Origin of the sequence: Streptomyces sp. NPDC058653 (genome assembly GCF_042716895.1) — a bacterium.
Taxonomy (GTDB): Bacteria; Actinomycetota; Actinomycetes; order Streptomycetales; family Streptomycetaceae; genus Streptomyces.
The window spans coordinates 35,919-60,697 of the sequence record NZ_JBHXRM010000051.1; the positions used below are offsets into that span (position 1 = coordinate 35,919).

General features: G+C 71.8%; 19 protein-coding genes. 5 read left to right on the top strand and 14 right to left on the bottom strand.

The features are described 5' to 3' along the window. Positions 1-41 precede the first annotated feature (41 nt). The 6 genes from ACFWU9_RS31495 to ACFWU9_RS31520 form a co-directional block, all read right to left on the bottom strand. Positions 42-4,046 (bottom strand): CHAT domain-containing protein, encoded by a 4,005-nt coding sequence (locus ACFWU9_RS31495; protein WP_384324475.1) that lies wholly within the window; start codon positions 4,044-4,046, stop codon positions 42-44. Next, positions 4,043-4,831, bottom strand: a complete 789-nt coding sequence (locus ACFWU9_RS31500; RefSeq protein ID WP_384324476.1) for a hypothetical protein — start codon at positions 4,829-4,831, stop codon at positions 4,043-4,045. Before ACFWU9_RS31500 ends, ACFWU9_RS31495 begins: the two co-directional genes overlap by 4 nt. Further along, positions 4,828-5,865, bottom strand: coding sequence for a hypothetical protein (locus ACFWU9_RS31505; protein ID WP_384324477.1), 1,038 nt, complete (start codon positions 5,863-5,865; stop codon positions 4,828-4,830). Before ACFWU9_RS31505 ends, ACFWU9_RS31500 begins: the two co-directional genes overlap by 4 nt. Beyond that, on the bottom strand, positions 5,865-7,034 hold the full coding sequence (locus tag ACFWU9_RS31510; RefSeq protein ID WP_384324478.1) for a hypothetical protein: 1,170 nt from the start codon (positions 7,032-7,034) through the stop codon (positions 5,865-5,867). The genes ACFWU9_RS31505 and ACFWU9_RS31510 overlap by 1 nt, the downstream gene beginning before the upstream one ends. Then, positions 7,031-9,586, bottom strand: coding sequence for a hypothetical protein (locus tag ACFWU9_RS31515; RefSeq protein WP_384324479.1), 2,556 nt, complete (start codon positions 9,584-9,586; stop codon positions 7,031-7,033). Before ACFWU9_RS31515 ends, ACFWU9_RS31510 begins: the two co-directional genes overlap by 4 nt. A 236-nt stretch (positions 9,587-9,822) precedes the next feature. Then, positions 9,823-10,428, bottom strand: a complete 606-nt coding sequence (locus ACFWU9_RS31520; protein WP_384324480.1) for a TetR/AcrR family transcriptional regulator — start codon at positions 10,426-10,428, stop codon at positions 9,823-9,825. A 91-nt stretch (positions 10,429-10,519) separates the two neighbouring features. Between ACFWU9_RS31520 and ACFWU9_RS31525 the strand changes: the two genes are divergently transcribed. The 3 genes from ACFWU9_RS31525 (at position 10,520) to ACFWU9_RS31535 (ending at position 13,230) form a co-directional block, all read left to right on the top strand. Then, entirely contained in the window at positions 10,520-11,173 is a 654-nt protein-coding gene (locus ACFWU9_RS31525) for a hypothetical protein (RefSeq protein ID WP_384324481.1), read from the top strand. Between the two features lie 181 nt (positions 11,174-11,354). After that, the gene (locus ACFWU9_RS31530) at positions 11,355-12,125 is read left to right on the top strand and encodes a polysaccharide deacetylase family protein (protein ID WP_384324482.1); all 771 of its coding nucleotides are present in this window, start codon (positions 11,355-11,357) and stop codon (positions 12,123-12,125) included. Between the two features lie 181 nt (positions 12,126-12,306). Further along, positions 12,307-13,230: a trypsin-like serine peptidase gene (locus ACFWU9_RS31535; RefSeq protein WP_384324483.1), complete on the top strand. Its 924-nt coding sequence runs from the start codon at positions 12,307-12,309 to the stop codon at positions 13,228-13,230. Positions 13,231-13,366: 136 nt separating this feature from the next. Here ACFWU9_RS31535 and ACFWU9_RS31540 read toward each other — a convergent pair whose 3' ends face one another. The 4 genes from ACFWU9_RS31540 to ACFWU9_RS31555 all read right to left on the bottom strand — a co-directional run bounded on the left by ACFWU9_RS31540 (position 13,367) and on the right by ACFWU9_RS31555 (position 17,200). Further along, entirely contained in the window at positions 13,367-13,966 is a 600-nt protein-coding gene (locus tag ACFWU9_RS31540; protein WP_384324484.1) for a hypothetical protein, read from the bottom strand. A 156-nt stretch (positions 13,967-14,122) separates the two neighbouring features. Beyond that, positions 14,123-14,575: a VOC family protein gene (locus tag ACFWU9_RS31545; RefSeq protein WP_384324485.1), complete on the bottom strand. Its 453-nt coding sequence runs from the start codon at positions 14,573-14,575 to the stop codon at positions 14,123-14,125. A gap of 80 nt (positions 14,576-14,655) precedes the next feature. Beyond that, the gene (locus ACFWU9_RS31550; RefSeq protein WP_384324486.1) at positions 14,656-15,612 is read right to left on the bottom strand and encodes a DUF5996 family protein; all 957 of its coding nucleotides are present in this window, start codon (positions 15,610-15,612) and stop codon (positions 14,656-14,658) included. Positions 15,613-15,871: 259 nt separating this feature from the next. Continuing rightward, entirely contained in the window at positions 15,872-17,200 is a 1,329-nt protein-coding gene (locus ACFWU9_RS31555; RefSeq protein ID WP_384324487.1) for a peptidase, read from the bottom strand. Between the two features lie 369 nt (positions 17,201-17,569). Between ACFWU9_RS31555 and ACFWU9_RS31560 the strand changes: the two genes are divergently transcribed. After that, the gene (locus ACFWU9_RS31560; protein WP_384324488.1) at positions 17,570-18,457 is read left to right on the top strand and encodes an alpha/beta fold hydrolase; all 888 of its coding nucleotides are present in this window, start codon (positions 17,570-17,572) and stop codon (positions 18,455-18,457) included. 119 nt (positions 18,458-18,576) lie between these two features. On the opposite strand, the gene ACFWU9_RS31565 is transcribed toward ACFWU9_RS31560, so the two are convergent. The 4 genes from ACFWU9_RS31565 to ACFWU9_RS31580 form a co-directional block, all read right to left on the bottom strand. Further along, positions 18,577-20,892 (bottom strand): esterase-like activity of phytase family protein, encoded by a 2,316-nt coding sequence (locus tag ACFWU9_RS31565; protein ID WP_384324489.1) that lies wholly within the window; start codon positions 20,890-20,892, stop codon positions 18,577-18,579. A 425-nt stretch (positions 20,893-21,317) separates the two neighbouring features. Further along, positions 21,318-21,926 (bottom strand): ABC transporter permease, encoded by a 609-nt coding sequence (locus ACFWU9_RS31570; protein ID WP_384324490.1) that lies wholly within the window; start codon positions 21,924-21,926, stop codon positions 21,318-21,320. 98 nt (positions 21,927-22,024) lie between these two features. Then, positions 22,025-22,771, bottom strand: coding sequence for a TetR/AcrR family transcriptional regulator (locus tag ACFWU9_RS31575; RefSeq protein WP_384324494.1), 747 nt, complete (start codon positions 22,769-22,771; stop codon positions 22,025-22,027). A gap of 4 nt (positions 22,772-22,775) precedes the next feature. After that, positions 22,776-23,822 (bottom strand): medium chain dehydrogenase/reductase family protein, encoded by a 1,047-nt coding sequence (locus ACFWU9_RS31580; RefSeq protein ID WP_384324491.1) that lies wholly within the window; start codon positions 23,820-23,822, stop codon positions 22,776-22,778. A 108-nt stretch (positions 23,823-23,930) separates the two neighbouring features. Between ACFWU9_RS31580 and ACFWU9_RS31585 the strand changes: the two genes are divergently transcribed. Continuing rightward, on the top strand, positions 23,931-24,584 hold the full coding sequence (locus ACFWU9_RS31585; RefSeq protein ID WP_384324492.1) for a TetR/AcrR family transcriptional regulator: 654 nt from the start codon (positions 23,931-23,933) through the stop codon (positions 24,582-24,584). The last annotated feature ends 195 nt before the right edge of the window (positions 24,585-24,779 follow it).

The following is a 24,779-nucleotide window of genomic DNA, read 5'->3' on the forward strand; positions in this document are numbered from 1 at the left end:
CTTCGCGTCGGGGTCGTTGGCGTGTGTCGGGGCCGGGTCCGTCACGGCCCGGCGTGCAGGTACGGGATCCACCAGCGGACCTCGTTGTCGATGTCGTCACGGCGCAGCGTGCGGACCGCGCCGTGGAGGGCGCGGGCGGCCAGGTCGGTACGGATCGTGCCGTCCTCGATCATCCGTTCGTACAGCAGACCGGTCAGATCGGCGGTGCGTTCGTCGTCCACCGACCAGAGCGTGCCGATGACATGGCGCCAGCCGGCGTACTGGAGCACCGCCGTCACGGAGACCAGTTCGTCGGGAATGGCGGCGCCGCCGAGCGCGGTCTTGCAGGCCGACAGGAGGACGAACTCGCCGCCGCCCCGCCCGTCCGCCAGTTCGGCGATCGTCAGCACGCCGTCGGCCAGGAGCACGCCGCCCTTCGAGGGCGCGTCGAGTCGCTGGGTGCCGTGGGAGCCGAGATGGACCCACCGGTGCGTCTCCATGGCCGCGCGTACGGAGGACCGTAGGGCCTCCGGGCCTTCGAGGACGGTGGGGGCGGGGTCGGTCAGCAGTTCGCGGAGCCGGTCCCGTTCGCGGGCGACGGCGGGCAGCGCGGCGACCGGTGGGAGCGGCTCCTCCCCCGGAGCAGGGGTGTCCGTCTCCGGGAGCGCGGGCGGTTCCGGCAGGGCGACCACCAGGAACGGGTCGGTTCCGGGACCCGTACCCCCGTGCGCGGCGGCGCGGGCGTCCAGCAGGGCCCGCAGCGTGAGCGCGTACGAGGACACCACCCGGTCGGGGACGTTCCAGTCCGGCGGCGCGCCCGCGTAGTGGTGACCCGCCGCGTGGAGGGGAAGCAGCGCCAGCGGCCCGGTCGGGCACCACCACATGCGGGCGGGTTCCCCGTCGGACCCGGCGGTGAGGGCCAGTTCGTCCAGTACCGGGCCGGCGACCTCGTCCCAGAGCCAGGCGAGGATGTCGGTGAGGCTGTCCTCCAGACCGAGGGCCGCGGCGAAGGAGCGCTGTTCCGTCTCGTACGTCTGGAGCGCCGTGAGGTACTCCTGCGCCTGTTCGGCCACCCGCGCCGCGGACACGTCCAGCGGCACCACCCTGATCCGCCCGCCGTGCAGGACGAGCGCGTCGCACCGCCACCGGCCCACGTTGACGACGACGACCGGGCCGTCGGCCGCCGCCGTGTGCAGGGCGTCCATGCCGGGTGGGCTCAGGAACGCGGAGTCGGGGCGGCGGGCGCGCAGCTCCTCGACCGTACGGTCCAGCTCGGCGGCGAGTTCCATGCGCCGGTCCGTACGGTGGACGGCGGCGCCCTCGCCGCCGCCCCGGCCGGCGACCGGGAGGGACGACGCGGCCGGGTCGGGCAGGGTGCCGAGCAGATCGCGCAGCTCGCCGAGGCGCCGGGCCAGCGCGCGCACGACGGGGTCGTCGTCGGTCAGCAGCCCCGACATGTCCGCGCGGTTCTCCAGCAGTTGGGACCAGATCACCGCGCGGCCGGCTTCGAGGAGCAGCAGGGCCTGCTCCGGCTCCTCGGCGGCGAGCGCGTTGCCGGCCGCGTCGGCGGCGAGCCGGGTCCAGTGGGCCAGGGCCTGTTCACCGCCGGCCCGGTCGAGGCCGCGCCCCGCGATGACCCTCAGCAGGTCGACACCGAGGGCGTATCCGGGCATGGCGGCACGGGCGTCACCGGTGGACTCGACGGTGAACACGGCCCAGTTCTCCGCCGCGACGAGGCGGGTGTGCGGGGGCGCGTCCGTACGGTGTGCGGCTTCGCGCCACAGCCGCAGCGCCTCGTCGGCGTCCTCGGCGGAGCCGGTGATGTCATGGCGGCGTCTCAGGGCGAACGCGAGGTTCCCGGCGAGTCCGGGGTGGTCGGGACGGTCGGCCGAGGTGTCGTCAAGTACCTGGCGGGCCAGCCGGATGACGTTCTCGAGGACCTCGGTGTCACCGTCGGACTCGTACTGGGCCAGTGCGGCGAGCGCGTAATTGTTGGCCCGGCCCGCCGCCTCGGGATGGCCCGTCGGGGTCGCGGAGACAGCGGCGAAGGTGGCCTTCAGCGCCTCGGCGAGATCGGCGGGGGCGGCGTCCCGCTCGTACCGGACGCGCAGCAGCATACCCAAGTGCGAGAGCAGCGAGGTGCGTTCGGGGTCGTCCACGGCCACCAGCGCCACCGCCCGGGAGATCAGCCGGACGGCCTCCCCGAGGTCGGCGGGGTCGCCGAACCAGCCGTGGCGACCGCGATGCGCCACCGCCAGGTTCGACAGGAAGGCGGCGCGGTCGTTGTGGCCGTCGGGAAGCGCGTCGACCGCCGCGCGGCCGGCCTCCACGGCCTCGTTGATGTCGTCGGGGTGGCGGGCGACGGTGAACCGTCTCTGAAGCGTCGCGCCGAGGGTCGACATGAGCACCGGGAACGCGGGCGCGGTCGCGTCGATCCCGGCGACCGCCTCGCGCCCCACCGCGACCGCGCGGTCCAGGACGGTCCGCCGCCCGGTGAGCTCGTGGAGGAGGCCGAGCGCGTACGCCAGGTTCCCCGCGTAGGGCGCGTGCCTCGGGTCGTCCGCGCGCAGCCGCGCGAGGGCGTTTTCGCAGTACCGGACGGCCTCCTCGGCGTCGCCGGAGTCCCCCAGCCACTCGGCACGGGCGCGCAACGCCAGCCCGAGTCCGGACAGCACGTCGGGAGTGGCGGAGCTGCCCTCGACGAGCAGACTCTCGGCCTTCCGACACCACTGCACGGCCTCTTCGAGGAGGTCGGCCACGGTGGGGACGGGTGGGGGTGCCTGCGGTGCGGTCGCCGCCGGTGCACCCGCCTGCGGTGGGCCGGCTGCCGGTGGGCCCGCCTCCGGTGCCCTCGCCTCGGACGCGCGCCCTTCCGGTGCGCCCGCCCCCGGTACGCCCACGCTCCCCGCCCCCGCCGTACTCCCCTCCGGCAGCCGGGGGCCCAGGCTCAGTGCCGTGCCCAGGGTGACCATCCGGCGGGGGAGTTCCGGGTCGGCCGGAGGTGTGGCGGCGATGGAGGTGCGGACCCAGCGCACCGACTCCGTGAGGTCCGCCGCGTCGCCGAGGGCCTCGAAGCGCACCCGCAGCGCCGCCGCCAGGTTCCCCTGGAGCAGCGGCACCGTGCTCCGCGCCCACGCCGTGTCCTCGTTCGGGCCCCGCGGTTCGGCCAGCACGGCGAGGCCGGTGGCGATGGCCTCGTCGAGGTCGGCGAAGGAGCCGGTCGTCTCGTAGCGCAGCTGTAACGCCAGCACCACCGCGCCCACGCAGCCGACGTGGTCCTCGTGACCGGCCGGCGCGAGTGCCACGCTCTCGCGGGCGTGGCGCAGCGCCTCGTCGATGTCTCCCGGCTGCCGTACGGAGGACCCGCTCCGGTGGCGTGCGGTCAGGGCCGAGCTGAGGTTCATCAGCATCGCGGGGCGGGTCGGTTCGTCGGCCCCCAGCGCGGCGACCACGGAGGTCAGCAGCGACACCGCCCGTTCCAGATAGGCCAGTTCGCCGGAGAGCAGGAACAGTTGCAGGGCGCGCGGGCCCGCCGACGTCGCCACCGCGAAGGCGAACGGATGGTCCGCCGGCGTCGCGTCGAGGGCACCCAGCATGAGGTCCAGGCCCCGCTTCAGGCCGGCCGGGTCCGAGGCGCCGTCGAGGATCCGCAGCGCCTCCTCCACCATCTGGGTGGGGAGGCCGTCCGGGGCCCCTCCGTCGGGGCCGGTCCCGGCGGCAGCCGCTTCGCGGGCCTCCACCTCCCGGCGTACGAGATCCGGGACCAGTTCCGGTTCGGTGAGCAGGATGTCCCGGAAGATGTCGAAGGCCCAGTCCCGCGACTGCTCGGCCTCCGTCGGCGGCAGTACGTCGGAGCGGCACAACAGCAGCCAGGCGCCGGCCAGTCCGGCCCGCCTCGCAAGGCCCTCCGGTATGCCGGGGCGCCCCGCGAGCCGGCGCAACTCGGCGAATTCCGCGGGCACGTCGGCGTTCAGGAGACAGTGCGCGTCCTGTGTCTCCTGGTAGGAGAGCACGCGCTGCCCCAGGGCGTTGATCAGTTCGAGGATGCGCTCGACAGGGTCGCTCATTCGACTTCCTCCCCTTCCGTTCTCCGCTTCTCCCCGGTGCTCCCGGGCTCCGGGGCCCCGCCCGCCGCCGGTCCGGCGCCGCCGCCTTCGGCCGCCGCGCTCAGGCCGTCGGTGACCCGCGCCGCCGCCGCGGCCCGTCCCCGCAGGTCGAGCGCCCACGCGAGATCCCGACCCGACGTCGCCATGCGCGCGCCGGGCGGCAGACCGGACTCCCGGGCCGCCCCCGCGCCCTCCTCGCCGACGCGGGCCGCCGCCGCCCCCTGGTCGAGGAGCAGCAGCAGCCGCGCCTGGGCCAGGAGAGCCTCGGCGTACGCGAGCCGGCTCTCCGGGTCGTCGTGTCCCGCCAGCTCCGCGCAGACCTCGCGTACGTGGTCGAGACCGCGCCCCGCGTCCTGTACGACGCGTGCCAGATGGCGCGGCAGATCGTCGGAGCGGTACGGGCTCACCGCCTCGGCGAACGAGGTCAGCACGTTCTGCGGGCTCCCGTTGAACGAGGAGTCGAACTCGATCCGCACCTCCTGCCGGGAGCTGCCCACCGTGAAGACGAACCGGCCCTTCACCCAGTCGTGATCGGCATAGGGGTTCCGACGCCGTTCACGCTGGACGATGTAGCCGCGCAGGGGCACCCAGCCACTTTTGAGCAGCACCTCGCCGGTGACGACGGGAGCGAGTACGCGCACGTCCACCTCGTACCGCCGTTTCGCGGTCAGGGACCTGCCCGGAAGCGAGAACTCCATCCGGTAGAGGCCCTGTTGGGCGACGAGCAGTTCCTCCAGGGAGGTCATCCCAGCAGTCGGACCAGCCACCAGACCGCGATCGCCGTCACCAGGAGGAGCGTCACCAGAGCCGTCGCCGCCCCCGCCGATGTCGGGCGACCCCCCGATGTCCAGCGACCGCCCGGCGCCGTCGGAGTCGTATCGCCCGGCGTGGTCGGAGTCGTAGCGCCCGGCGTCGTCGGAGTCGTAGCGCCCGGCGTCGTCATATTCGTAGCGCTCGGCGTCGTCCTCGGAGCCGTACGGGACGGCTTGTCCCCGCCCGGTGCCGGTTCGCCCGTGGTGTCCCGGCGGCCCGCCGGGACGGGCGCTTTTCCCAGCGGTTCGACTCCCCGCAACTCGCCGTCGTCGTCGCTGTCGTGCAGCAGAACGGCCACCTCGTGCGGCAGCGCGCCGGCCACCCGCCGCGCCCCGTCGAGAGTTCCCACCGCGTGGGTGGCGAACGCCCACCCGGGCCGCTCCGACTCCAGCAGCCGACGGACGCGGGCCCGGAAGGCCCGTACCGCCGTCTCGTCCCCCGCGTCCCCGGCCCAGGACCCCCGGCGGTCCTTCTCCGAGCGCCGGCGGTCCTTCTCCGAGCGCCGGCCGGACGCACCGGCGGCCGTCTCCGCCGCCCCGTCCGGCCCGTCCGTGCCCTGCCGCAGCGCGGCCAGCAGCGGGGTCTCGACCTCCCCGTCCCCGCCCGCCAGCCGCGCGTCCACGAAGTCCGCGTCGAAGGCCGTGTCCAGCGCCGCGCCCAGGGCCGCGCGCTCGGCGGGATCAAGCCCGCACCGTACGAGTCGCTCCGCGAACACCGGGTCGTCGTGCACGTCGTCCACCACGACCGTGAACCGGATCCGGGTGCCGATCACATCGGTACGCCGCGAGGGGATTCCGCTGATCAGCAGCCCGGTCGAGGCCGCACCCCGCCGCCGGACGACCAACTCCTCGCTCTCCAGGAACACCCAGGCGGCGACGGTCTCCCACCACAGGTCGGGCGGGGCGTCGCCGAGGAACGCGTAGTCCTGCCGGCGCTGGGTGCCCCGGGTCATCACGTAGGCGCGCATCAGCTCGTCTTCCACTCGTCGACCCGGTCGTCCACGGGCTGCCCGGCGAGACGGCTCAGCATCGTGTTCAGCTCTTCCTGCCGCTCCCGCGCCTCCGCGAGGGTCCGGCGGCTGCGCAGCCTGGCCGCCCTGTTGGCCAGCGCCTCGCCGTTCAGGTAGTAGTCGAGCGCTCCCCAGAAGCCCTTCTGCTCCGTCCTGCGTTCCAGGGCGGCCTGGTACGAGCCCTGGGCCTCGGCGGCCCTGCGCTGCTCCGCCGTACGCCGCCCGGAGACGACACACTGGCAGAGCTCACGCATCACGGAGCCGGCCGCCTTGGGCCGTACCACGGGCGGGATCTCGCGGAAGCGGTAGTGCCCCCGGAAGTCGAGAGTGGGAGAGCCGTATTCGTCCTGCCGCTCGATCCACTCGCCCTCCATGAGATCGACGCAGCCGTACGTGTCGATGGGCGCGTAGACCACCCGTACCGCCCGGTCGGTGGTCTCCTCCCGGATGATGTCGATCACGGACTGGTACTTGGCCTCCACCAGCGTCCGCAGCCGCACCGCGTCCCGGCCCGTGCCGCCGTTGTCGTCGAAGTACTTCTCGCACTTCAGCGGGGCGATGACCACGACGGCGGGTTCGTCACGGTGCTCGGGGAGGTTGCGCGCGCGGGCCCATTTGCGGGCCATGGCCTCGACGTCCTCGAAACCGAGCAGATCGGCCACCGCGCGGCGCTGCGCGGGCGTGACCGCCTCCATCAGGACAGCCGCCTCCACCGGGAGCAGCAGCATGAGGCTCTCGGTGATGTGCTCCTCGCACGCCGGCCAGTCCCGCTGGGCCTCCGCACTGCTCATACGCACCGCGGGGTCCAGCCAGCCGCCGGGGTAGTCCAGGATGCTGAACGGGATGCCGGGGTCCGTCTCGGTGTCGCCCGCGGCCCGCAGCTCCACCTCGTAACGGAACATGGACTGGTTGCCGCCGAGCGAGCCCGCGTCGAACTCCCGTGCCTCGACGGCGCGTCGGAGGTCCTTGCGGTTCTTGCGGATCCGCATCTCGGTCGCTTCGTTCATGACGAGGGCGATGCCGCTGCCCGCGAGCATGGTTTCCGTCTCCGCCAGGATGGCGGTGATCAGGGTGGTCTTGCCGACCCTGGAGGGGCCGACCATCGAGGTCTTGAACGAGAGAGTCACCGCCGTACGCCCTTTCCGTTCGCGCCCGCGCCCGCCCGCCATGGGGCCGACGGCAGCGCGCCCGGAAGCCACGTGCCTGGTGGCGACGTGCCCGGTGGCGCCTCCGCGGTGATCAGCTCGCGCAACTCCCCCAGCAGCGAGCGCACTTGGCGCAGCCGCTCCGTCGCCGCCCTCGGCCCCCGGGCGTCGTCGGGCCACACCCGGTCCTGGAAGCCGCCCACCAGGCGCCTGAACTCGGCCGCCGAGGAGTCGGACCGCACCAGGGCGTCCTCGAACTGCTCGCCGTACGCGAACAGCGCCTGGGCCGTCGTGCCCGGCTCCTGCGCCAGCACCGCGTGAGCGTCGTAGGCGGCCTGCCGGGCGAGCTGGGTGACGCGGTCGAACAGCAACTCGGCGCCCGCCGCCGTGCGCTCCACCGCGAGCAGGCTGGTGGGGCCCTTGTCGGACACGTCGTCCGGTTCGGGCAGCAGTACGCCGAGGGCGCGACGGAGCCTCGGCAGCATCCGGGTCCGGTAGTCGAGCCGTACGTCCAGGGCCGACCGGAGCGTGCCGGCCAGGCCGGGGCAGGGATCGGGTGCGTTGCCAAGGATGTCGGCGAGGGCGGCGAGCACGTCCTGAGGCTGCCTGGGCTCCTCAACACCCTTGCTCACTCGCCGACTTGACGGGAGAGCCGACTGGTGCCGTGAGGGGCCGGGCCGCGCCGGTTCCTCGGCCAGGAGCGCGAACCGGGGCCCGAGAGCGGTGACCAGACCCGCCCAGTACTCGTCCCTGCGCCGCGTCAGCAGATCATCCACGGCCGAGAAGCGGCGGGCCATCTCGACCCGGACCCGGTTGAGTTCACCGGACGCGAACGGCAGGGACGCCCGGTCCACCCGGAAGCGGCTGAGCGCCCGCTCGCGCCACACGTCGCCGCCCTCACCGAAGCCGTCGAGCACCCAGGCCCGTACGTCCCGGTGGACCTCGGCGACCCGCTCGTAGAACTCGGTGTCCTCGTAGTCGTCCGCGGCCCGGACGCGCAGCAAGTCCACCCACTCCTGCACGGACGCCGCCACCTCCGCGCGCAACTCCTCGGCGCGGGCGATGGTCTGCTCCGTCGTCGTCGGCACGAACGCCGCCCTGAGGGCGTCGGACCAAGCGGCGAGCTCGCTCTCGATCCGGTCGCGCCGGTCCTGGCAGACGGCGACCGCGTCCTCGATGACCAGCCGGTCCATCCGGGGGAGCGCGTCGGCGAGGTGCTCCAGGATCGGCTGGAGAACCTGGTCCCGTACGGTGTCCCGGTCGGCGCCGTCGGCGAGGATCACCCAGTAACCGCGTTCGCTGTCGAGGCCGTTGAGCCGCTCCCGCAGGTCGTCATCGAGGGCTTTGACGTTCTCCGGCAGGCAGTCGCCGGTGTTCACGAGGACGGCGGCGAAGTCCCGTACGTCGGCCACGGTGCAGACGCTGCCGATGAGCTGGAGGGCGCGGGCGTCCTCCTCCGCCCACATGGCGTTGGTGTCCGTCGGCCGTTTGACGACGATGACGAAGTCGACGTCGTTGCGCAGCCCTTCGAGGTGGTGCGCCTCGGCCTCGGGGACCAGCTCGCCCAGGCCCGGCATGTCCACGAGCCCGAGCGCCGTCACGTCCTCGACGGGGAACGCGCAGGTGATCGCCGCGTCCTTGACCGCGAGGTAGGGGCGCGCGGCGGGGCCGGAACCGGCGTCCGGGTAGGCCACCCAGGCGCGGATGTCGGTCAGGTCCACGGTCCGCGCCTCGCCGGTGAGATGGCCGCGGTAGGAGTCGAGTGCCTCGTGCGCCTCGCGCACGCGCGCGAGGATCGGCGCCAGCCGGGGCTGATCGGGTCCCTCGACCCCGTCGGCCACGCTCGGGTAGCGGTACCGGACGAACTCCGCCAGGTCACGCGGGGCCGGCAGCAGGCCGAGCTCCTCGTGGTACGGGGCGATCACGTCGCGGAGGAACGAAGCCTCCGTATGCATCGTCAGCCGGGCGCCCCGATCGGTCGACGAGTGGTAGATCCGGCTGCGCACGGCGGTCACCGGCTGGCCGCGACCGCTGGGGATCTGCCGGTCGTCGAGTCCCGACAGCGACTGGAGGACCGTGCTCTTGCCGTTCCTGGCCCGGCCGCTGACACCGATGTTGACGGTGGCGCGGCTCACCCTCCTCCGTACGGTCCCGAGGACCTCCAGGCAGTCGCGCGCGGCGCGTGCCATCTCGGCCACGTCCAACCGGCGCAGCGCGGCGGCCGGTTCACCCTCGTCGGCGGGGGTGGCGGCGGGCGCGGTGCTCGCGGGCGCGGTGCCTCCCGCAGCGGTGCCGCCGACCGCTGTGCTGCCAACCGCCGTGCCACCGACCGCCGTGCCGCCAACCGGTGTGCCGGCAACCGCCGTACGGCCCGCCGGTGTGCCGCCGGCGGCCGTGTCGCCGAGCTCTCCGATCAGCCCCTGAATCCGATGCCATTGCTCGATCTGAGCGTCCACCAACGGGAGTTGCTCGCGCCTGCGGCGTAACACCCCGTCGAGCCGTTCCTTGTTGGTTCTTCCCGCGTTCTCACTCACAGCCGAGCCGCCCCCCTCGCGCCTGTCACCGTACCGATCTCCGGCACAATGCCCCGAAGACCCCGAATTCACACCATCACAAATCACACTGATGCGGTTACCTTAGGTATACATGGGACAGGCTCCGGTTCCACCGAAACCGGGAAGCTCGGGACGGGGATTCGCGGGAGCTGCAAGGGTGGTCGCCCACGCCGGCACGCGGGGGCCGGTCGTCGCGTGCGTGAGGTGATGGATCGTCACATGCGTGTGCCGAGAACGCAGTCGACGGCCATGTACAGGGTCTCCGTCTCGGACCGCAGGATCGACTTCTCGGCGGGCAACGCCCTCTCGGTCGCGAGTCCGTTGAGGACAGTCATCAGGAATCTCGCCCGCCGTGTGTTCTCGCCCGCGGCCAGCGCGCCCTCCTGAGTGAGGACCGCCAGCCAGGACTCGACACGGCGTTGCCCCTCCCGGTCCATGGCGAGATACGCCGCACGCACCTCGTCGGTCGGCTCGGGGGCGATGAAGGTCTCGAACAGTCTGGTCCACGCCTCGCGCGCCTGCTCCCCGACCCCGGCGGGCGCGAGCACCTGGCGGAGGCAGTTCACCAGCCGGTCCCGTGCCGGTACCGAACGGTCGTGGATCCCGCCCTCGGAGACCACGTGGTCGTAGATGACGGTGAGTACGGCGTCCAGCAGTTCGCGCTGCGTCGGGAAGAAGTGCCTGAGCGATCCGGTGCTCACCCCGGCGCGGGCGGCGACCGCTCGCACGCTCAGGTTCACCGAAGGGTCCTCGCCGATCATCGCCGCGGCCGCCGCGAGGATCCGGTCACGCGTGCCGGTCCTCTTCTCGTTCTCCACCACTGCCGCCGCCTCTCATCACACCGTACTAGTACGCCGTGATAGCTTAGCTCCCATGACACTAGTACACCGTACTAGCCAGGGAGGCTGAGCGATGTTCAAGGAGCGGCGGCGGCGCCGGGCCGCGAGGCGCGTACGACCGGGGGACGGGCGGCCCCTGCAACGTTTCCGCTGGTGGCAGCTGCCGGGCCGGGCGCTGTTCCATCTGCCTCTGCGGCGGCACGACGGTCGTCCGGCGGCGTACGCGGTAGATGTACGGCACTGGCAGAACCAGAGCTCCGGCAACGTCGAGGCGCACCTGTACCTCGACGGCAGGCTCCACGCCGAGTCCAAGCTCCCCGCCGTCTTCCCCGTACCGGACGGCAGGATCGAGGTGGCGATGAGCGGCTTCGGGATCAAACGCTGCCACTACGTCACCACGGCGGGAGCGGAGCACCAGCTCGTCCCGGATCCCGCCTCCGCCGAGGGCCGCCGCGCCCGCCTCGACCGCGACCACCGGGCGCTGAGCCGGTGGATCGGCTTCTGCTCGCTGATCGTGCTTCTCATCGGCGCCGGTCTTCTGGCCGTACAGATCGTGGAACCGCTCTCCCGGATACCTCCGGTCGCCTCACGCGTCGGGGGCTTCGACTCGCCCGTGCATCTGCCGCTGTGGCTCAACATCGCGCTCGGGGTCGCGGCGGCGCTGGGCAGCATGGAGCGGGCGCTGCGGCTGCGCTACCACTGGCTGCTGGACGGGGCGGCGAACTAGGGCGGCGAGTGCCGACCCCTTTCCGTGGGTCCGGTCCCCGCCTCGCCCGGAGTTGTCCGCGAACCCTCCCGGTGTTGTCCGTGATCCGTAACGGACGCATCCCCCGGCCCGACCGCCTCGTCCTGACAGGTGGTCGCGAGGTGACCGGGGACCGACGAGGGACTGCCCATAAGGAGCGGACATGGCACGGCACGGCGGACGCGGCTGGTACAGCAAGTTGATCGGTGCGGCGCTCGGGGTGACGATGCTCGCCACCGGCGCCTCGGTGTGGGCCACACAGGTCGGCACGGCGAGCGAACCGTCACCGAGGCCGACCGCGCCGGCCACGCCCGCCGGTGACCTCAAGCCGGTCGCCGAGACCATCGCGCACGCCTCGGAGGAGGGGCCGCGCGGCGTCAACCTCACCATCGACGACGGCCCCGACCCCGTCTGGACCCCCCAAGTGCTCGACCTGCTGCGGGAGTACGACGTGAAGGCCACATTCTGCATGGTGGGGACGCAGGCACAGGCCCACCCGGACCTCGTGAAGAGGGTCGTCGCGGACGGGCACCGGCTGTGCGACCACTCGGTGTCGCACAACACCGCCATGGACAAGGACTCCCGGGCCTACCAGTCGAAGCAGATCCTCGACGCGGAACGCATGATCACCAAGGCCTCCGGGGGCGTACGCCCGATGTACTACCGCGCGCCGGGCGGGGCCTTCACCCCGTACAGCCGCGAACTCGCCGCATCCCGGGGCATGCGCCCGCTGGGCTGGAACGTGGACACGAAGGACTTCGAACGCCCGGGCACGGAAGCCATCGTCGCCACGGTCGAACGCGAACTCCCCAACGGACCGACGCTCCTCTTCCACGACGCGGGCGGCGACCGCACCCAAACGGTCGAGGCCCTGCGCCAACTCCTCCCCCAACTCAAGGACCAGGGCTACACATTCGGCTTCCCGGTCCGCTGAGCGCGGGGGTAGCCCGTCCCGGCGATCCCGTTTCGCACGCCGGGCCGCGCACCCCGCGTCGTATATCCGCGCACTGTCACAGATCGTCGGCGGCGCAACCGAGTGAGCCGCTTCCCCTCTCTTGCAGAGCGCCCGACAAGCCCCGCACGCCCCGCACGTAACAGCCGAGGAGACAGCCGTCATGTCCCAGACATCAACTCCCCTCATCCGGAGCCTTCGTGGGCGGGTCATGGGACTCGCCGTGGCCGGTGCGGCCGTGGTCCTCGCCGTGCCCGTCACCGCGTCGGCCGCCGTCGGGCAGGCCGGTGCCGCCGCCGCTGCCGACCCCGTCTCCGTCCTGTCGTACACCGCCAAGGAGCGCCGCGAGGCCCTCGCCTACTGGACGACCGCCCGGATCAAGGCCGTCGGGAAGTCGGTGGATCTCGGTCCTACGGGGCCGAAGGCCAAGCCGTACCGGGGCACCGCCCTCAAGACCGTGGGGCGGCTCTTCTTCGTCAACACGAACGGCGCCGACACCTGGTGCACCGCCACCGCCGTCAAGAGCGCCAACCGGTCCGCCGTGATGACCGCCGCGCACTGCGTCCGGCGGGGCTCGTCCCCCGGCAACACCAACACCACGATGGTCTTCGTCCCCGGCTACGACAAGGGCAAGAAGCCGTACGGCGTGTTCGCGGTACGCAGCGCCGCGGCGCCGCGTGCCTGGGTGAACGACTCCACGAACGACCTGGCGGCCCTGGTGGTCGACGCCGACAAGAAGGGCCGGAAGCTCACCGACGTCGTGGGCGGCCAGGCCATCGCCTTCAGCCGGCCCGTCGGCGGCACCGTCTCCGCCCTGGGCTACTCCGCCACCCGCCCGCAGCTCGGCGAGGAGCTCCTGCGCTGCGTCGGTACGGCGAAGAAGGAGAGCGGCATGCAGCGCATCCCCTGCGATCTGACGGGCGGCGCGAGCGGCGGACCGTGGCTGGCCGACTTCGACTCCACCACCGGCAAGGGCGTCCTGGTCTCGGTCAACGCCTCGCTGGACGCCCTGACGCCGACGAAGATGTACGGCGAGGTGTTCGGGGCCACGGCCAAGAAGGTGTACGACCGGGCGCAGAAAGCCTGACGCGCCGGAGGCGGGCATACGGACGGCCCATGAGGACTCTCGATGAGTCCTCATGGGCCGTCCGCGTCTGACTGGAGGGAACCGCCGGGCCCGGGTTCAGGCCGGCGTTCGGGCCGGGGTTCGGGCGGCCGTGGGTTCAGATCGTCGGTGTGTCGTCGACGATTTCCTTGTGCGGTTCGACGATGAACTTCCAGCCCTCGCTGGGCTCCAGGAACCGCACCCGCGTCGGGTAGATGTCCAGGGCGCGACGGTCGCGATTCTGGTTGTTGGTGTTCTTCCGGCCCCGGGCCGGCTCCTCGAAGAGGTCGACCTTGACGTCCGGAACCTCGGCGACTTCCTCGCTCCAGCGCTGGACGATCCCCACGCCGAACGCGTCCCGCGCGACGGTGTAGAGCGCCTCCAGGGAGTCCTTGTTGCCGTTGGGCACAAAGAGGGCGAGATTCAGGAGGACGCCGGCGCTCTGGAGAACCTCGATTTCTTCCCCCGCCTTGTCGGCGACCCAGATACCGCGCTCTTCGGCATTGTCCGGGAGAACATGGATTTCCTCACCGAAAACCGTCCTCGCGGTGAAGGAACCTCCCTCGGAATTCTTACCCGGCTCCGTAAGGAAAGCCGGGGCGAAGCAGTCGAGAGGAAGGCCTTCCATCTCGGCCGAGACGAAGATCCCGTCCTGGAGGCCCAACTCCGCAACCTCTCCGGCCGTAAGACGTCGAGCCGCAACCTTCTCGGTATTCACGCCATTCCCCTTTTTTTGTGGCGTCCTGTGAATTCACCGAATTCTACCACGGCAACGGACAACCACTTCCCACAGCGTAATCCGATCACATCTCCGAAAGGCCGTTGATTTAGCCGGTGTTGGGGGTGCCGAAGTCGCTCGCCAATGGAATGCGCACTACTTCCCCGGCGGGTCCGCGCGGTCCGCGAAGACGCCCCTCGCCATGCCCGTGGCCTGTCCGATCTCGATCAGGTAGCCGTCCGGATCCTTGATGTAGCACCGGATTTCGGCCTTGCGGTCGATGGGCTCGGTGAGGAACTCCGCCCCCTTGGCGACCGCCTGCTCGTGGAAGGCCGCGATGTCCGCCACCCGTACGTTGAGGAACGAGGACACCGGGTCGCCGGGCTCGGGGGCGGTGAGGACGATGTCGGGCTTGTCCGAGGTGGGGCCACCGCCGGGGTTCATGATGATCCAGGCGTTGGAGATCTTCACGATGCAGGGGTTCTCCTCCAGCACCACCTGCCCGCCGAACACATCGGCGTAGAAACGACGTGAGACCGCGACGTCCCGCACGGTCAGGAAGTGGGTCAGCACCAAGCCCTCGGCGGGCGTCGGCAGATCGTCGGTCATGAGGTCGGTCCTTCCGCTCGTGTGCGTCGTCCACTCGGCCGCCGTCGTCGTCTCCGCCCGCCCCAGGGGGCGGGCGCCGCTCACCGGTCGGCCCAGCGCTCCGGATCGGTCTCCAGAGCCGCCCGGTCCCATCCGGCGCGGTCCGCGGCGGCCACGTAGGTGCTCTGGAGGAAGCCGGCGAGTGCGCGGTCCGGATCGTCGGCGGTGCGCACCGCCTCGTACGGCAGCAGGAACTGCCCGTTCTGCCGGCTGTAGAAGGCCTCCGAGGGGGTGACCGTGCCCTCGGCGAACCCGGCGGGCTCGGGATAGGCGTACGAGTAGAACGCCCCCTCCTCCCCGCCACCGGGCCAGAATCCGCAGCTGCTCAGCTCGTGCGAGTACCCCTCGGTCATGACCCAGTCACCGCAGTTCGGCGCGCCCCCGGGGTGCGGGGGCGCGGGGCGCCCCGAGAACCGGGTGCACGCCAGGTCCATACCGCCCCAGAAGAAGTGCACCGGGCTCACCTTGCCGACGAAGCGTGCGCGGAACGCTCCCAACACCCGGTTCGCCTGGAGGAGTTGACGCCAGAACAGGTGCGCCGCACGTGGGTCGTAGGTGTGGTGCTCGTAGTCCGAGGAGAACGGGATGGCCGGCTCGACCTCGTTGGGGTGGTCCTGGATGGGCGTGGGTATGCCCAGCTCCTCCAGCGCCTGCCCGACACGGGCGTCGAAGTCGGCCACCGGCATGGACTCCAGGGGAATGCCGCGGGCGCCTCCGTCACTGGTACGCAGCCGCAGCGCGTGGTCGACGAAGTCGAACTCGATGTCGAAGGCTCCGGTGCCGTGGGGAACGGCGGAGGTGGTCAGCCCGCGCGGCGTCACATAGAGCACCACCTGCCACCAGTGGTTGAGCAGGGGGGCGTGTGCCAGCCGGACCTTGCCCACGATCTGGGTCCACATGTGCAGCGTCTCGCGGGTCTCGGTCCAGTCGTCGACGCGCAGCCGGGGCCACGCAGTAAGAGCGGGCGGCACGGCGCGGGAGGTTTCCGTCGTCCCCATGGTCGGTCCTCTGCTCGGTGGCGTCGGACAGGGTGCGGGGCCCGAGCGTGCGGAGCGTGTCGGCGTCCGGAGGCTCGTCAGCCCGTCAGGGCGGGTCCCTTTCCCTCCACCTTGCGCAGCGTTCCGCGCCCCCGCAACTTCGACGGTGGCGTTCCGGCTCGTGGTGCCTGGTCGGGCGAGGTCGTCCGGCCCCGTACGACGCGAAAGGGCGCCCCTCGGGAGGGGCGCCCTTCGCCGTGGTGCGGCAGGTGAAGCCGGGTCAGGAGGCGGAGCCGGCCCGACGGCGGCGGACGGTGAAGAGCGCGGCCGCGCCCAGCGCCAGGGCCCCGCCGGCCGCGGCGGCGAGCTGCGGCAGGGGCGAGGAGGAGCCGGTGCTGGCGAGCGAGCCGCTGTCGTCGCCGTCGCCGCCGGTGTTCGCCACGTCGGACGTGCCGCCCTGCGGCTTGTTGTCCGGGGACGCCGGCGGGGTCTTGCCCGGCTCGGCCTCCTCGACGTCGTCTCCCACGGAGCTGCCCGCGGGGAGGAGCTCGAAGGCGTACTCGCTCGAGAAGTTGCCGCCGCAGGTCTCGTCGTCGTTGACGTAGTTACCGGCCACGAAGGCGACGCCGTGCCCGGCCGGGGCCTTCGCGTCGACCTTCAGGCGCAGCTTCACATCGGCGTGGGCGCCGCCCTTCAGCGCGCTGATGGAGCCCGCCTTGTGGTCCTCGCCCACGTTCTTCCAGGCCGGGGACGCGGCGGTCGACCACTGGAGGTGGAAGGCGTCGTCGATGACGTTGTGGCCGCCGTTGTCCGTGGCGTGGAAGTTGACGCTCGGGGAGACCTTGTCGAACGTCTTCTTCGTGCCGTTGGTGACGCGGACGGAGAAGACGGTCGTGGAGCCCGCGACGAGCTTGGACGGCAGGCCGTTGATGACGGTGGTGAGCTTGTTCTCCGGGACACAGCTGGGCTCGCCGGGGTTCCCCGCCTCGTCCCTGGCGTCGGCGAGCGCCTTGTCGGCGGCCTCCTTCTCCGCGAGGGCTGCCTTCAGGGCGTTCTGGACCTTGCCGTACTCGCGGACGGCCTCCACGCGGGCGTCGTCCCTGGCGCGGCCGGCCGCCGCGGCCTTCTCGTCGGCGGTGGTCTTGGCGCCCGCCGCGGCCGTGGCGGCGGTCTCGGCGTCTGTGACGGCCTTCTCCGCCGCGGCCTTCTCCTCGGGGGTGGCGGTCTCGGGCAGCGCGGCGAGTGCCGTCTTGGCGTCGGCGAGCGCCTTGTCGGCGTTCTCCTTGGCGGTGGCGGCGTCGGCCGCCTCCTTCTTGGCCTCCTTCGCGGCGACGGCGAGAGGCGCGTCGTCGGAGATCGCCGCTTCGAGGACCACCCGTGCGGCCTGGTAGGCGGCTTCGGCCTCTTCGTAGGCCTTCTGCGCCTTCTCGGCGGCCTTCTCCAGTTCCTCGATGGACGGCTTGTCCTGCGCACCTCGCTGCTGGGCGGCCGACGCGGCGGACGCGGCGGACGCCTGGGCGTCGGCGAGCGCGGGCGTGACGGTGAGCAGGATGACGGGGGTGGTGACGGCGGCGACAACAGCCGTGGCAAGCGTGCGGCGAATCTTCAACGGACGTCCTTCTCGGGTCCCGGAAAGCAGGTGGAAAAGCTGGCTCTACATGCGTGTTCAGAAGAGTTGAGGCGATCCCCGCGGTGGGCGTCACGCGGGGCTTCGTCGGGATCGTATGACCGGAAACGCGGTTGGCGGAAGCAGGTTGAAAACGCGACGAGTGCGGTGCAGACCCCCCATGTGCCGGACATTCGCCACATACGGGGATAGTTGCTTTCTCCGCGCAGGTCACTTTTGTGATCCATGTCATTGCATGGAGGGTGCATGGAGGAGGCGCGGGGGATGTGCGGGGGACGTGCCGCGGACGGTCCTGGGCGGGCGTCCCATAACCGGCTGCGCCGTGACCTGCGATGACGGACACTGCGATCCATGCCAACTGTTGAAACCTCGCCCGGAGTGTCCCTCGCGTACGAGACGTTCGGTGACCCCTCCGACCCGCCGGTCCTGCTGGTGATGGGCTTCGGTGCCCAGATGATCGCCTGGCACGAGGACTTCTGCCGCGCGCTGGCGCGGCGTGGCCGCCACGTCATCCGTTACGACAACCGCGACAGCGGGCTTTCCACGAAGTTCGACGACCACCCCGTCGACGCGGGCGCGTTCATGGCCGCGGTCCGCTCGGGAGATCTCCCGTCCGCGCTCGCGATGCGGGTGTACACGCTTGAGGACATGGCGGACGACGGTCTCGGTCTGCTCACGGCGCTCGGCATCGAACGGGCGCATGTGGTCGGGACATCGATGGGCGGGATGATCGCGCAGACGATGGCGATCGGCCGTCCCGGGCGGGTGCTGTCCCTGACGTCGATGATGTCCTCGACCGGCGAGCCGGAGTACGGCGCGTCCACGCCCGAGGCCCGCGCGGTGCTCTCCGCGCCGAAGCCGTCGGACCGTGAGGGGTACGTCGCGGCGGCGGAGAGGGAACTGGTGTGGGCGTCGAAGCGGTACGGGGATGCCGCGCCCCTCCGCGAGTTGGCCGCCGCTGCCTACGACCGCGCGTACTACCCGGCCGGCGCCCCACGCCAACTCGCGGCGATGGTCCTCGCGGGCTCCCGCGCCGACGCGCTCCGGGAGCTCCGCGTCCCGACCCTGGTGATCCACGGCCTCGACGACACACTGATCGCCCCCTCGGGCGGCGAGCGCACGGCGGCCCTGGTCCCGGACGCGGAACTCCTGCTGATCCCGGACATGGGCCACGACCGCCCCCGCGCCCTCTGGCCAACACTGATCGACGCACTCGCGGCACACACGAGTACCGACTGAACGCCGCCTCGCACCGCGGCCGGGGTGGCGACTGTCAGGGGCCGACCGACCGCTCACGGCCGTCGGCTCTGTGCCGGCGGCCGTGAGGTGGGGCGTTGGGTGGGGGCAGGCGCTGGGAGTCAGTGGTGGTCGAAGATCTTGCGGGTGGAGCCGAGGTGCAGGAACGTCGTTTCGCCCGTGGCGTTGTCCAGGCCGTCGTTGTCCGTCACCGCGTAGACCTCGCCGTTGCCGGCCACCGTCAGGCCCTCCAGCTTCTCCTGGGTCCAGCCGTTCGTCTCGCGGAGGTCCGGCAGGACGTCGTGGGCCAGCTTCTTCGGGAGTACACGCAGTTCGCCGGACGGGGCCGCCGACTTCGGGAGGTCGACCGTGTAGACACGCTTGATCTTCGCGGCCGGGCCGTTCAGCTTGTCCCGTTCGATGACCGCGAGCCTGTCGCCGACCACCGTGATCTCGGAGAGGCCGATCCAGTCGCCCGGCGTGGTGGTGCTGCCGATCCGGTAGCCGTACCAGCTCCAGGTGCCGGCCTCGACGTCGTACCTGCCGAGGCGGACCGTGCCCGCCGGGTCGGTCTTGACCTCGCGCTGGAGCGCGGCCCACAGGACCTCGTGTCCGTGGCGGTCCGTGGTCGCGGTGACGCCTTCGAAGCCCTGGCCCGCGAGGCCCGCCGCGATGTCCGCCGGGAGGGATACGACCTGCCGGGTCTTCCCCGCGCCGTCCAGGCGGACCAGCTTGTTGCCCGCGCCGGTCGTGCCCTCCACCGCGAGCCAGAAGCCGCCCTGCTTACGCGCGTGGATGCCCTCCACGTCGTAACCGGTCGGCCGGCCCTCGGCGTCCTTGACCGTCAACGACCGTGTGATGACGGCCGGTTGGCGCGCCGCCTCGATCGTGAGGATCTTGGTGGTGGAGTACGCCGCGTCGGTGACGCTGTAGAGCTGGTTCGACCTGCCGGGCACGGCGGAGAGCGCGCCGAGCGCGCCCCAGCCGATCGGCGCTCCGGTCGAGTCGTCCGCCGAGACGATGCTCGGGAAGGAGGGCGTGTTCCTGCCGAGGCGGAAGAGGCTCACCGACGCCCGTACGTTGACCGACGCGTCGTCCTCCTCGCTGGAGACCGCGAGCATCGAGCGCGACGGGATCGGCAGCAGCCCCTCGGGGCCGTTGGTGGTGGCCAGTATCTGGCGGAAGACGGGGGCGGTCGGCCGGCTCAGGTCGTACACGGCGACGAAGTTGCTCCGCTCCGAGCCGACGAACGCGTAGCGCACCCCGTCGAACTCGGCGATCGCCAGGCCTTCCGGCTCGGTCCCCTTCTTCTCGGCCCGCGACTCGTTGTGCAGTCCGTGACGCGCGGCGAGCGCCTCGAAGGTGTTGCCCGCGTCCCAGACGACCTTGCCGGTACGGCTGTCGAAGATCGACCAGCCCCGGGTGCCGCCGCGCCAGTCGCCCTCGTTGGCGGTGGCCAGGTAGCGGTCGTCGATCCAGCCGACGGAGTCGGGCTCGCGCGGTACGTCGGTGATCGAGCCGGTCAGGTCGATGCTGCCGTCCTCGACGGTGTCGATGCCGTCGACCGACGCCCTTCCGGCGCTGAATGCCTTGGTGATCCTGCCGGTCGGCAGGTCCAGCACGACGACGCCGTTGTTCTCCTGGAGCGTCACGACCAGCTGGTTGCGGCTGTTGACGGAGACGTACTCCGGCTCCGGGTCGGTCGGCTCGGTGATCCCGGCCGCGACCAGCGCGGGCAGCGCCGTGCCGTCGGGGCGCGTCAGCGGGACGGCACGCGCACGCCACTGGGTGGGCGCGGCGCCCTTGAGGTCGACGAGCTGTACGAAGCCGGCCGGGAGCTGGGGCAGATCGCCCTCCTCGCCTCCGGGCGGGGTCGCCTCCTCGTCGCGCTCGTTCTCGATCGCGATGGCGGCGTACCGCTTGTCCTTGCTGATCGCGATCGAGTCGGGCTGGCCGCCGAGGTCGTAACTGGCCACCCGTCGGCGGTTGTTGAGGGAGATGACGTCGAGCCGGCCGGAGGGGTGGGTGAAGTCGGCGCTGGTGTTGACCACGACCAGCACGTATCCGCCGACGACGGCCACCGAGGTCGGCTCGTCCTCGGCGTCGCCGAGTTCGGCGAGCGACAGGGTGCCGAGGCCGCGCGGGCGGTCGGCGTCGCGGATGTCGAGGAAGCCGATCCGCCGGGCCAGGGCGTCGGTGTAGACGAGCGTCCGGCCGTCCTCGCTGGTCGCCGAGATCTCGGCGACGGTCGCGGAGGCGGGGTCCTCGCCGGCCGGCCGGTTCTGGAAGACCGGGTAGGTGGCGGTGCGGTCGAAGGCGAGCGGCCGCCGCCGGTCCTGGTGCGAATCCTGGTGTGCGCTCGCCGCGCCCGTCCCGGCCAGCATGCCGGCGGCGACTGCTACGGCTATGAGCGCGGCGCAGGTTCTCTTCGGGGGCATTGTTTCTCCGTTGCAGACAGTGGGAGGGCAGGATCGTCCCACCTGCGGGCAAGGCCGGAACGGCGTGCGGGTGAACAGCCGCGGAAGATCATCGACGAGTGCCCGGTCCCCGGCCGACGGTCTGGATCCGGCCAGTTGAAGCCTCAACCAGCCGCTGCCGCAAGGCCGCTCGCGTGGCGGCGAGGGTGCCGCGCCGACCGCCGTCGCATCCGCCGCAGCGGGAATCGTTCACCCTCCGGCCATCTTCGGCGGTCCGCACACGGGCCGGAGAGCGGTGACCGTACGGGGTTTACGGGGTGGAGAACACCGGGTGGCGGACCGTACGACCGGTGCTCGATCCTCGCGGCCGACCGGGGTTTCGGCCATGCCGGGTACGGTCGTTCGGATCGCGCGGCAGGATGGTTCAGGTCGCGCGGCGGGATCGTTCAGATCGCGCGGCGGGCGGTGAGCCGGTGGTGTTCGAGGACCGCCGCGATCGCGTAGGCGCCGCCGCCCGCGAGGGTGAGGACCCAGTAGAGGCCGGGCGTGCCGAGGAAGAGCGCCGCCGTGGAGGTCAGGGAGAGCCAGACGCCGAGGGTGTAGTGCAGCATGTTGCGGCGTACGGCGCCTTCGGCGAGGTAGAGCAGGCCGACGACGAGGCCGGAGCCGGTCGGCCAGAGAACGGACTGGAGGTCGGGCATGCCGAGGCTGTTCGTCAGTCCGGTGATGGCGAGGAACAGCGCGGTGAACGCGACGATCCAGGAGGCGCCGAGCAGTTTGCCGGTGAGGATGTCGGGCCCGGTGGCCTGGCGTTGGGCGCGGGCGGCGGCGAGGGTCGCGTTGACGGTGCCGGCCGCGAGCCCGATGCCGAGGAGCGTCATGGGCAGCCAGCCGGGCAGATCGAGCTGGGGGTTGTCGCCCCCGGAGAGCGCGGCCGCGCCGTGGCCGAGTGCGTAGGCGAGTCCGAAGCTGACGTAGGTCGCGCGGTTGTCGACCTCGGTCGTACGGGGCGTGGTGGTCGTGGACGGGGTGGTGAGGGGGGTGGCGACGGACATGGTGGAGACCTCCTGGCTCGGGGTGCGGTGGGTGCGTCGGGTGCGTCGGCGTGGTGGGTGCGGTGGGTGCGTCGGTGCGGTGCGTCGGTGCGGTGCGTTTACGAGGGGGCCCGGCCTGCCGGGGGGCCGATGCGTGACAGCGAGGCCACGAAGGGCCGTACGAGATCGGCGGGCCAGGGAAAGGCGTGGGCGATGGCGCGTTGGTGGGCCAGTCCGTGCAGGCCGAGCCAGAGCGCGACGGCGTCGGTGCGGGGGTCGGTGCTGGTCGAGCGCCCGGCGGTGACGCAGTGGGCGATGGCCTCGGTGAGGGTCTCGGTGAGGCTCAGCGGAGTTCCGGCGTCGGGGAGATCACCGAACATCACGCGGTAGCGCTCGGGGTGGGCGGCGGCGTAGTCAAGATAGGCGAAACAAGCTGCGTACAGGCGTTGTTCGGCGTTACGAGGAGTGGCCTCCCCCGCCTGGCCGCCGAAGCCGCAGCCGAAGCCGGAACCGAGGTCGAAGCCAGAACCGGAACCGAAGCCAGGGCCAGGGCCAGGGCCAGGGCCGAAGCCGGGGCCGGCGCCGTCGACGGCGGTCCGGAGCCGGCCGGACAGCTCGGCGAACGCTTCGCGGGCGACCGCGAGCACGATGGCCGACCGGTCGGGAAAGTGCGGGTAGATGGAGGACGCGGCGATACCCGCCTCACGGGCCACCGCCCGCAGGGTGCAGGCCCGTTGGTCGCCGCGATCGAGCAGGCGGGTCGCGGCGGCCAGGATCTCCGTACGGAGTCGGCCGCCCTCTCCCCGGCGGTTCCGTGGGCGCGCCGCGCCGCGGGCGGGCGGTGCGTCCGCGCCGGTGGTGCCGATGGAGTCACGCGTCCGGGACGAGGATGACCTTGCCCGCGACGGTGTGGGACTCGGCCAGCGACAGCGCCGACGCGACGTCGCTCAACGGGATCCGCGCGGCGATCTGCGGGGTGAGCACGCCTTCCGAGACCAGGCGCAGCACCTGCGTGAGGTCCTCGCGCAGCTTGCGGCGGAAGGACTCCGCGCGACGCCGGCCGGCCCAGAAGTTGTAGAAGTGCGCGCTTTTGCCGTTGGGCAGGTAGTTCCAGAGGAGGAGCTGCCCGAACACCTTCAGTACGGGCAACTGCGAACTGCCCTCCTCGTCCTTCGTCGCCGCGCTGCCGTACGAGACGAGCGTCCCGCCCTTGCGCAGCAGACGCCACGACCGCACCAGGCCGGTGCCGCCGACGTGGTCGAACACCGCGTCCACGCCGCCCGGGGCGAGTTCGGCGATCCGGCCGTACAGATCGGGGTCCCGGTAGTCGACCGGGACCGCCCCCAGCTCACGTACCGCGTCGTGATGGCGGGCCGACGCCGTGCCGATCACGGTGATCCCGGCGTGCCGGGCCAGTTGTACGAGCGTGGAGCCGACGCCGCCGTTGGCGCCCAGCACCACGATCGTCCCGCCGGAGCGGACCTTGGCCATCCGGTGCAGCATCTGCCAGGCGGTGATCCCGTTGACGACGACGGTCTCGGCGGCCACGGCGTCGACGTCGTCGGGGACGGGCAGCAGGTCCGCCGCCTCCAGCAGCAGATGGCTGGCCCAGGCGCCGGTCTTGGTGACGGCCGCGAAGCGGCGTCCGGTGAGCGCGGTATCGACGCCGGGGCCGGTGGCGGTCACGGTGCCGACCACGTCGTAGCCGGGTACGAAGGGGAAGGCCGGCTGGTCGTAGTACTTACCGCGGCGCATCTGCTGCTCGGCGAAGGAGACGCCGGTCGCGTCCATCCGCAGCAGGACCTGGCCGGCGACGGGCGCCGGGAGCTCACGGTGGTGGACCTTCAGACCGCTCGGCTCGACCTTGCCGGGCAGGACGATCTCGGTCGCGTGGGTGGTGGTGACGGTGCCGGTCATCGCGGACTCCTTGGGCTTCGCTCGTTTGCTTACGGTCGTAACACTACAAGCGTTAAGTTAGGGCGGCAAGCTCGTACGGCAATAAACTTCGCGGTGTAAGGTGACAGCGTGAAGAAGACGCCGTCGGAGCAGTCCTCCGTACCGAAGACCACCCGGGCGCGCAACCGTCGCGGCGAGGGCGGGCGCCTGCGGGACGACATCGTCGCGGCGGCGGTGGAACTGCTCGACGAGTCCGGTGACGAACGCGCGATCACCCTGCGGTCGGTCGCGCGCAAGGTCGGTATCGCCGCCCCGTCGATCTACCCGCACTTCCCGGACCAGCCGGCCATCATGCTGGCCGTCGTACAGGGAGAGTTCGCCGACCTGGAGAGCAGCCTGCGGGCCGCCGTGGACGCGGTCGGCGACGATCCGCGCGAACGGCTCTACGCGGCGTGCGACGCCTACCTCGACTTCGCCCGGCTCCATCCCGAGCGCTACCGCACGATGTTCGGCGGCCTCTGGCTGCCGACGCTCGGGGAGAGCTCCCTGACCCACGCGGATCTGGCCGCGCTCGGCTCGGGCAGCATCGAACTGCTCGCCGGCCTCTTCGACGAGTGCGTCGCCGCGGGCCGGGCCACCAGCACGGACGTGTACGGCGACACGGTGGCGCTCTGGCTCGGGCTGCACGGGCTCGCCCATCAGCGCGCGGTCTCGCAGGCCTTCCCCTGGCCCGACGGCATCGCCGACCGCGTCATCACGTCGCTCGCGCATCTGACTGACTGACTGACCGCTCGCCGGGGTGCGTCTCCTGTGCGATCAGCTCACCACGCCGCCGAGCGCGGGAAGTAGACGTACGGCGCGAGGGGTTGGGCGGTTGGGTGGGTGGGCCTATGTGTGGGGTTGGGTCTGGGGTTGGGTCTTGGGGCCCATGCCGGGGGTGGGGTGGGGGTCGTACGTTTCTCATGTCGCCAGCGAGAC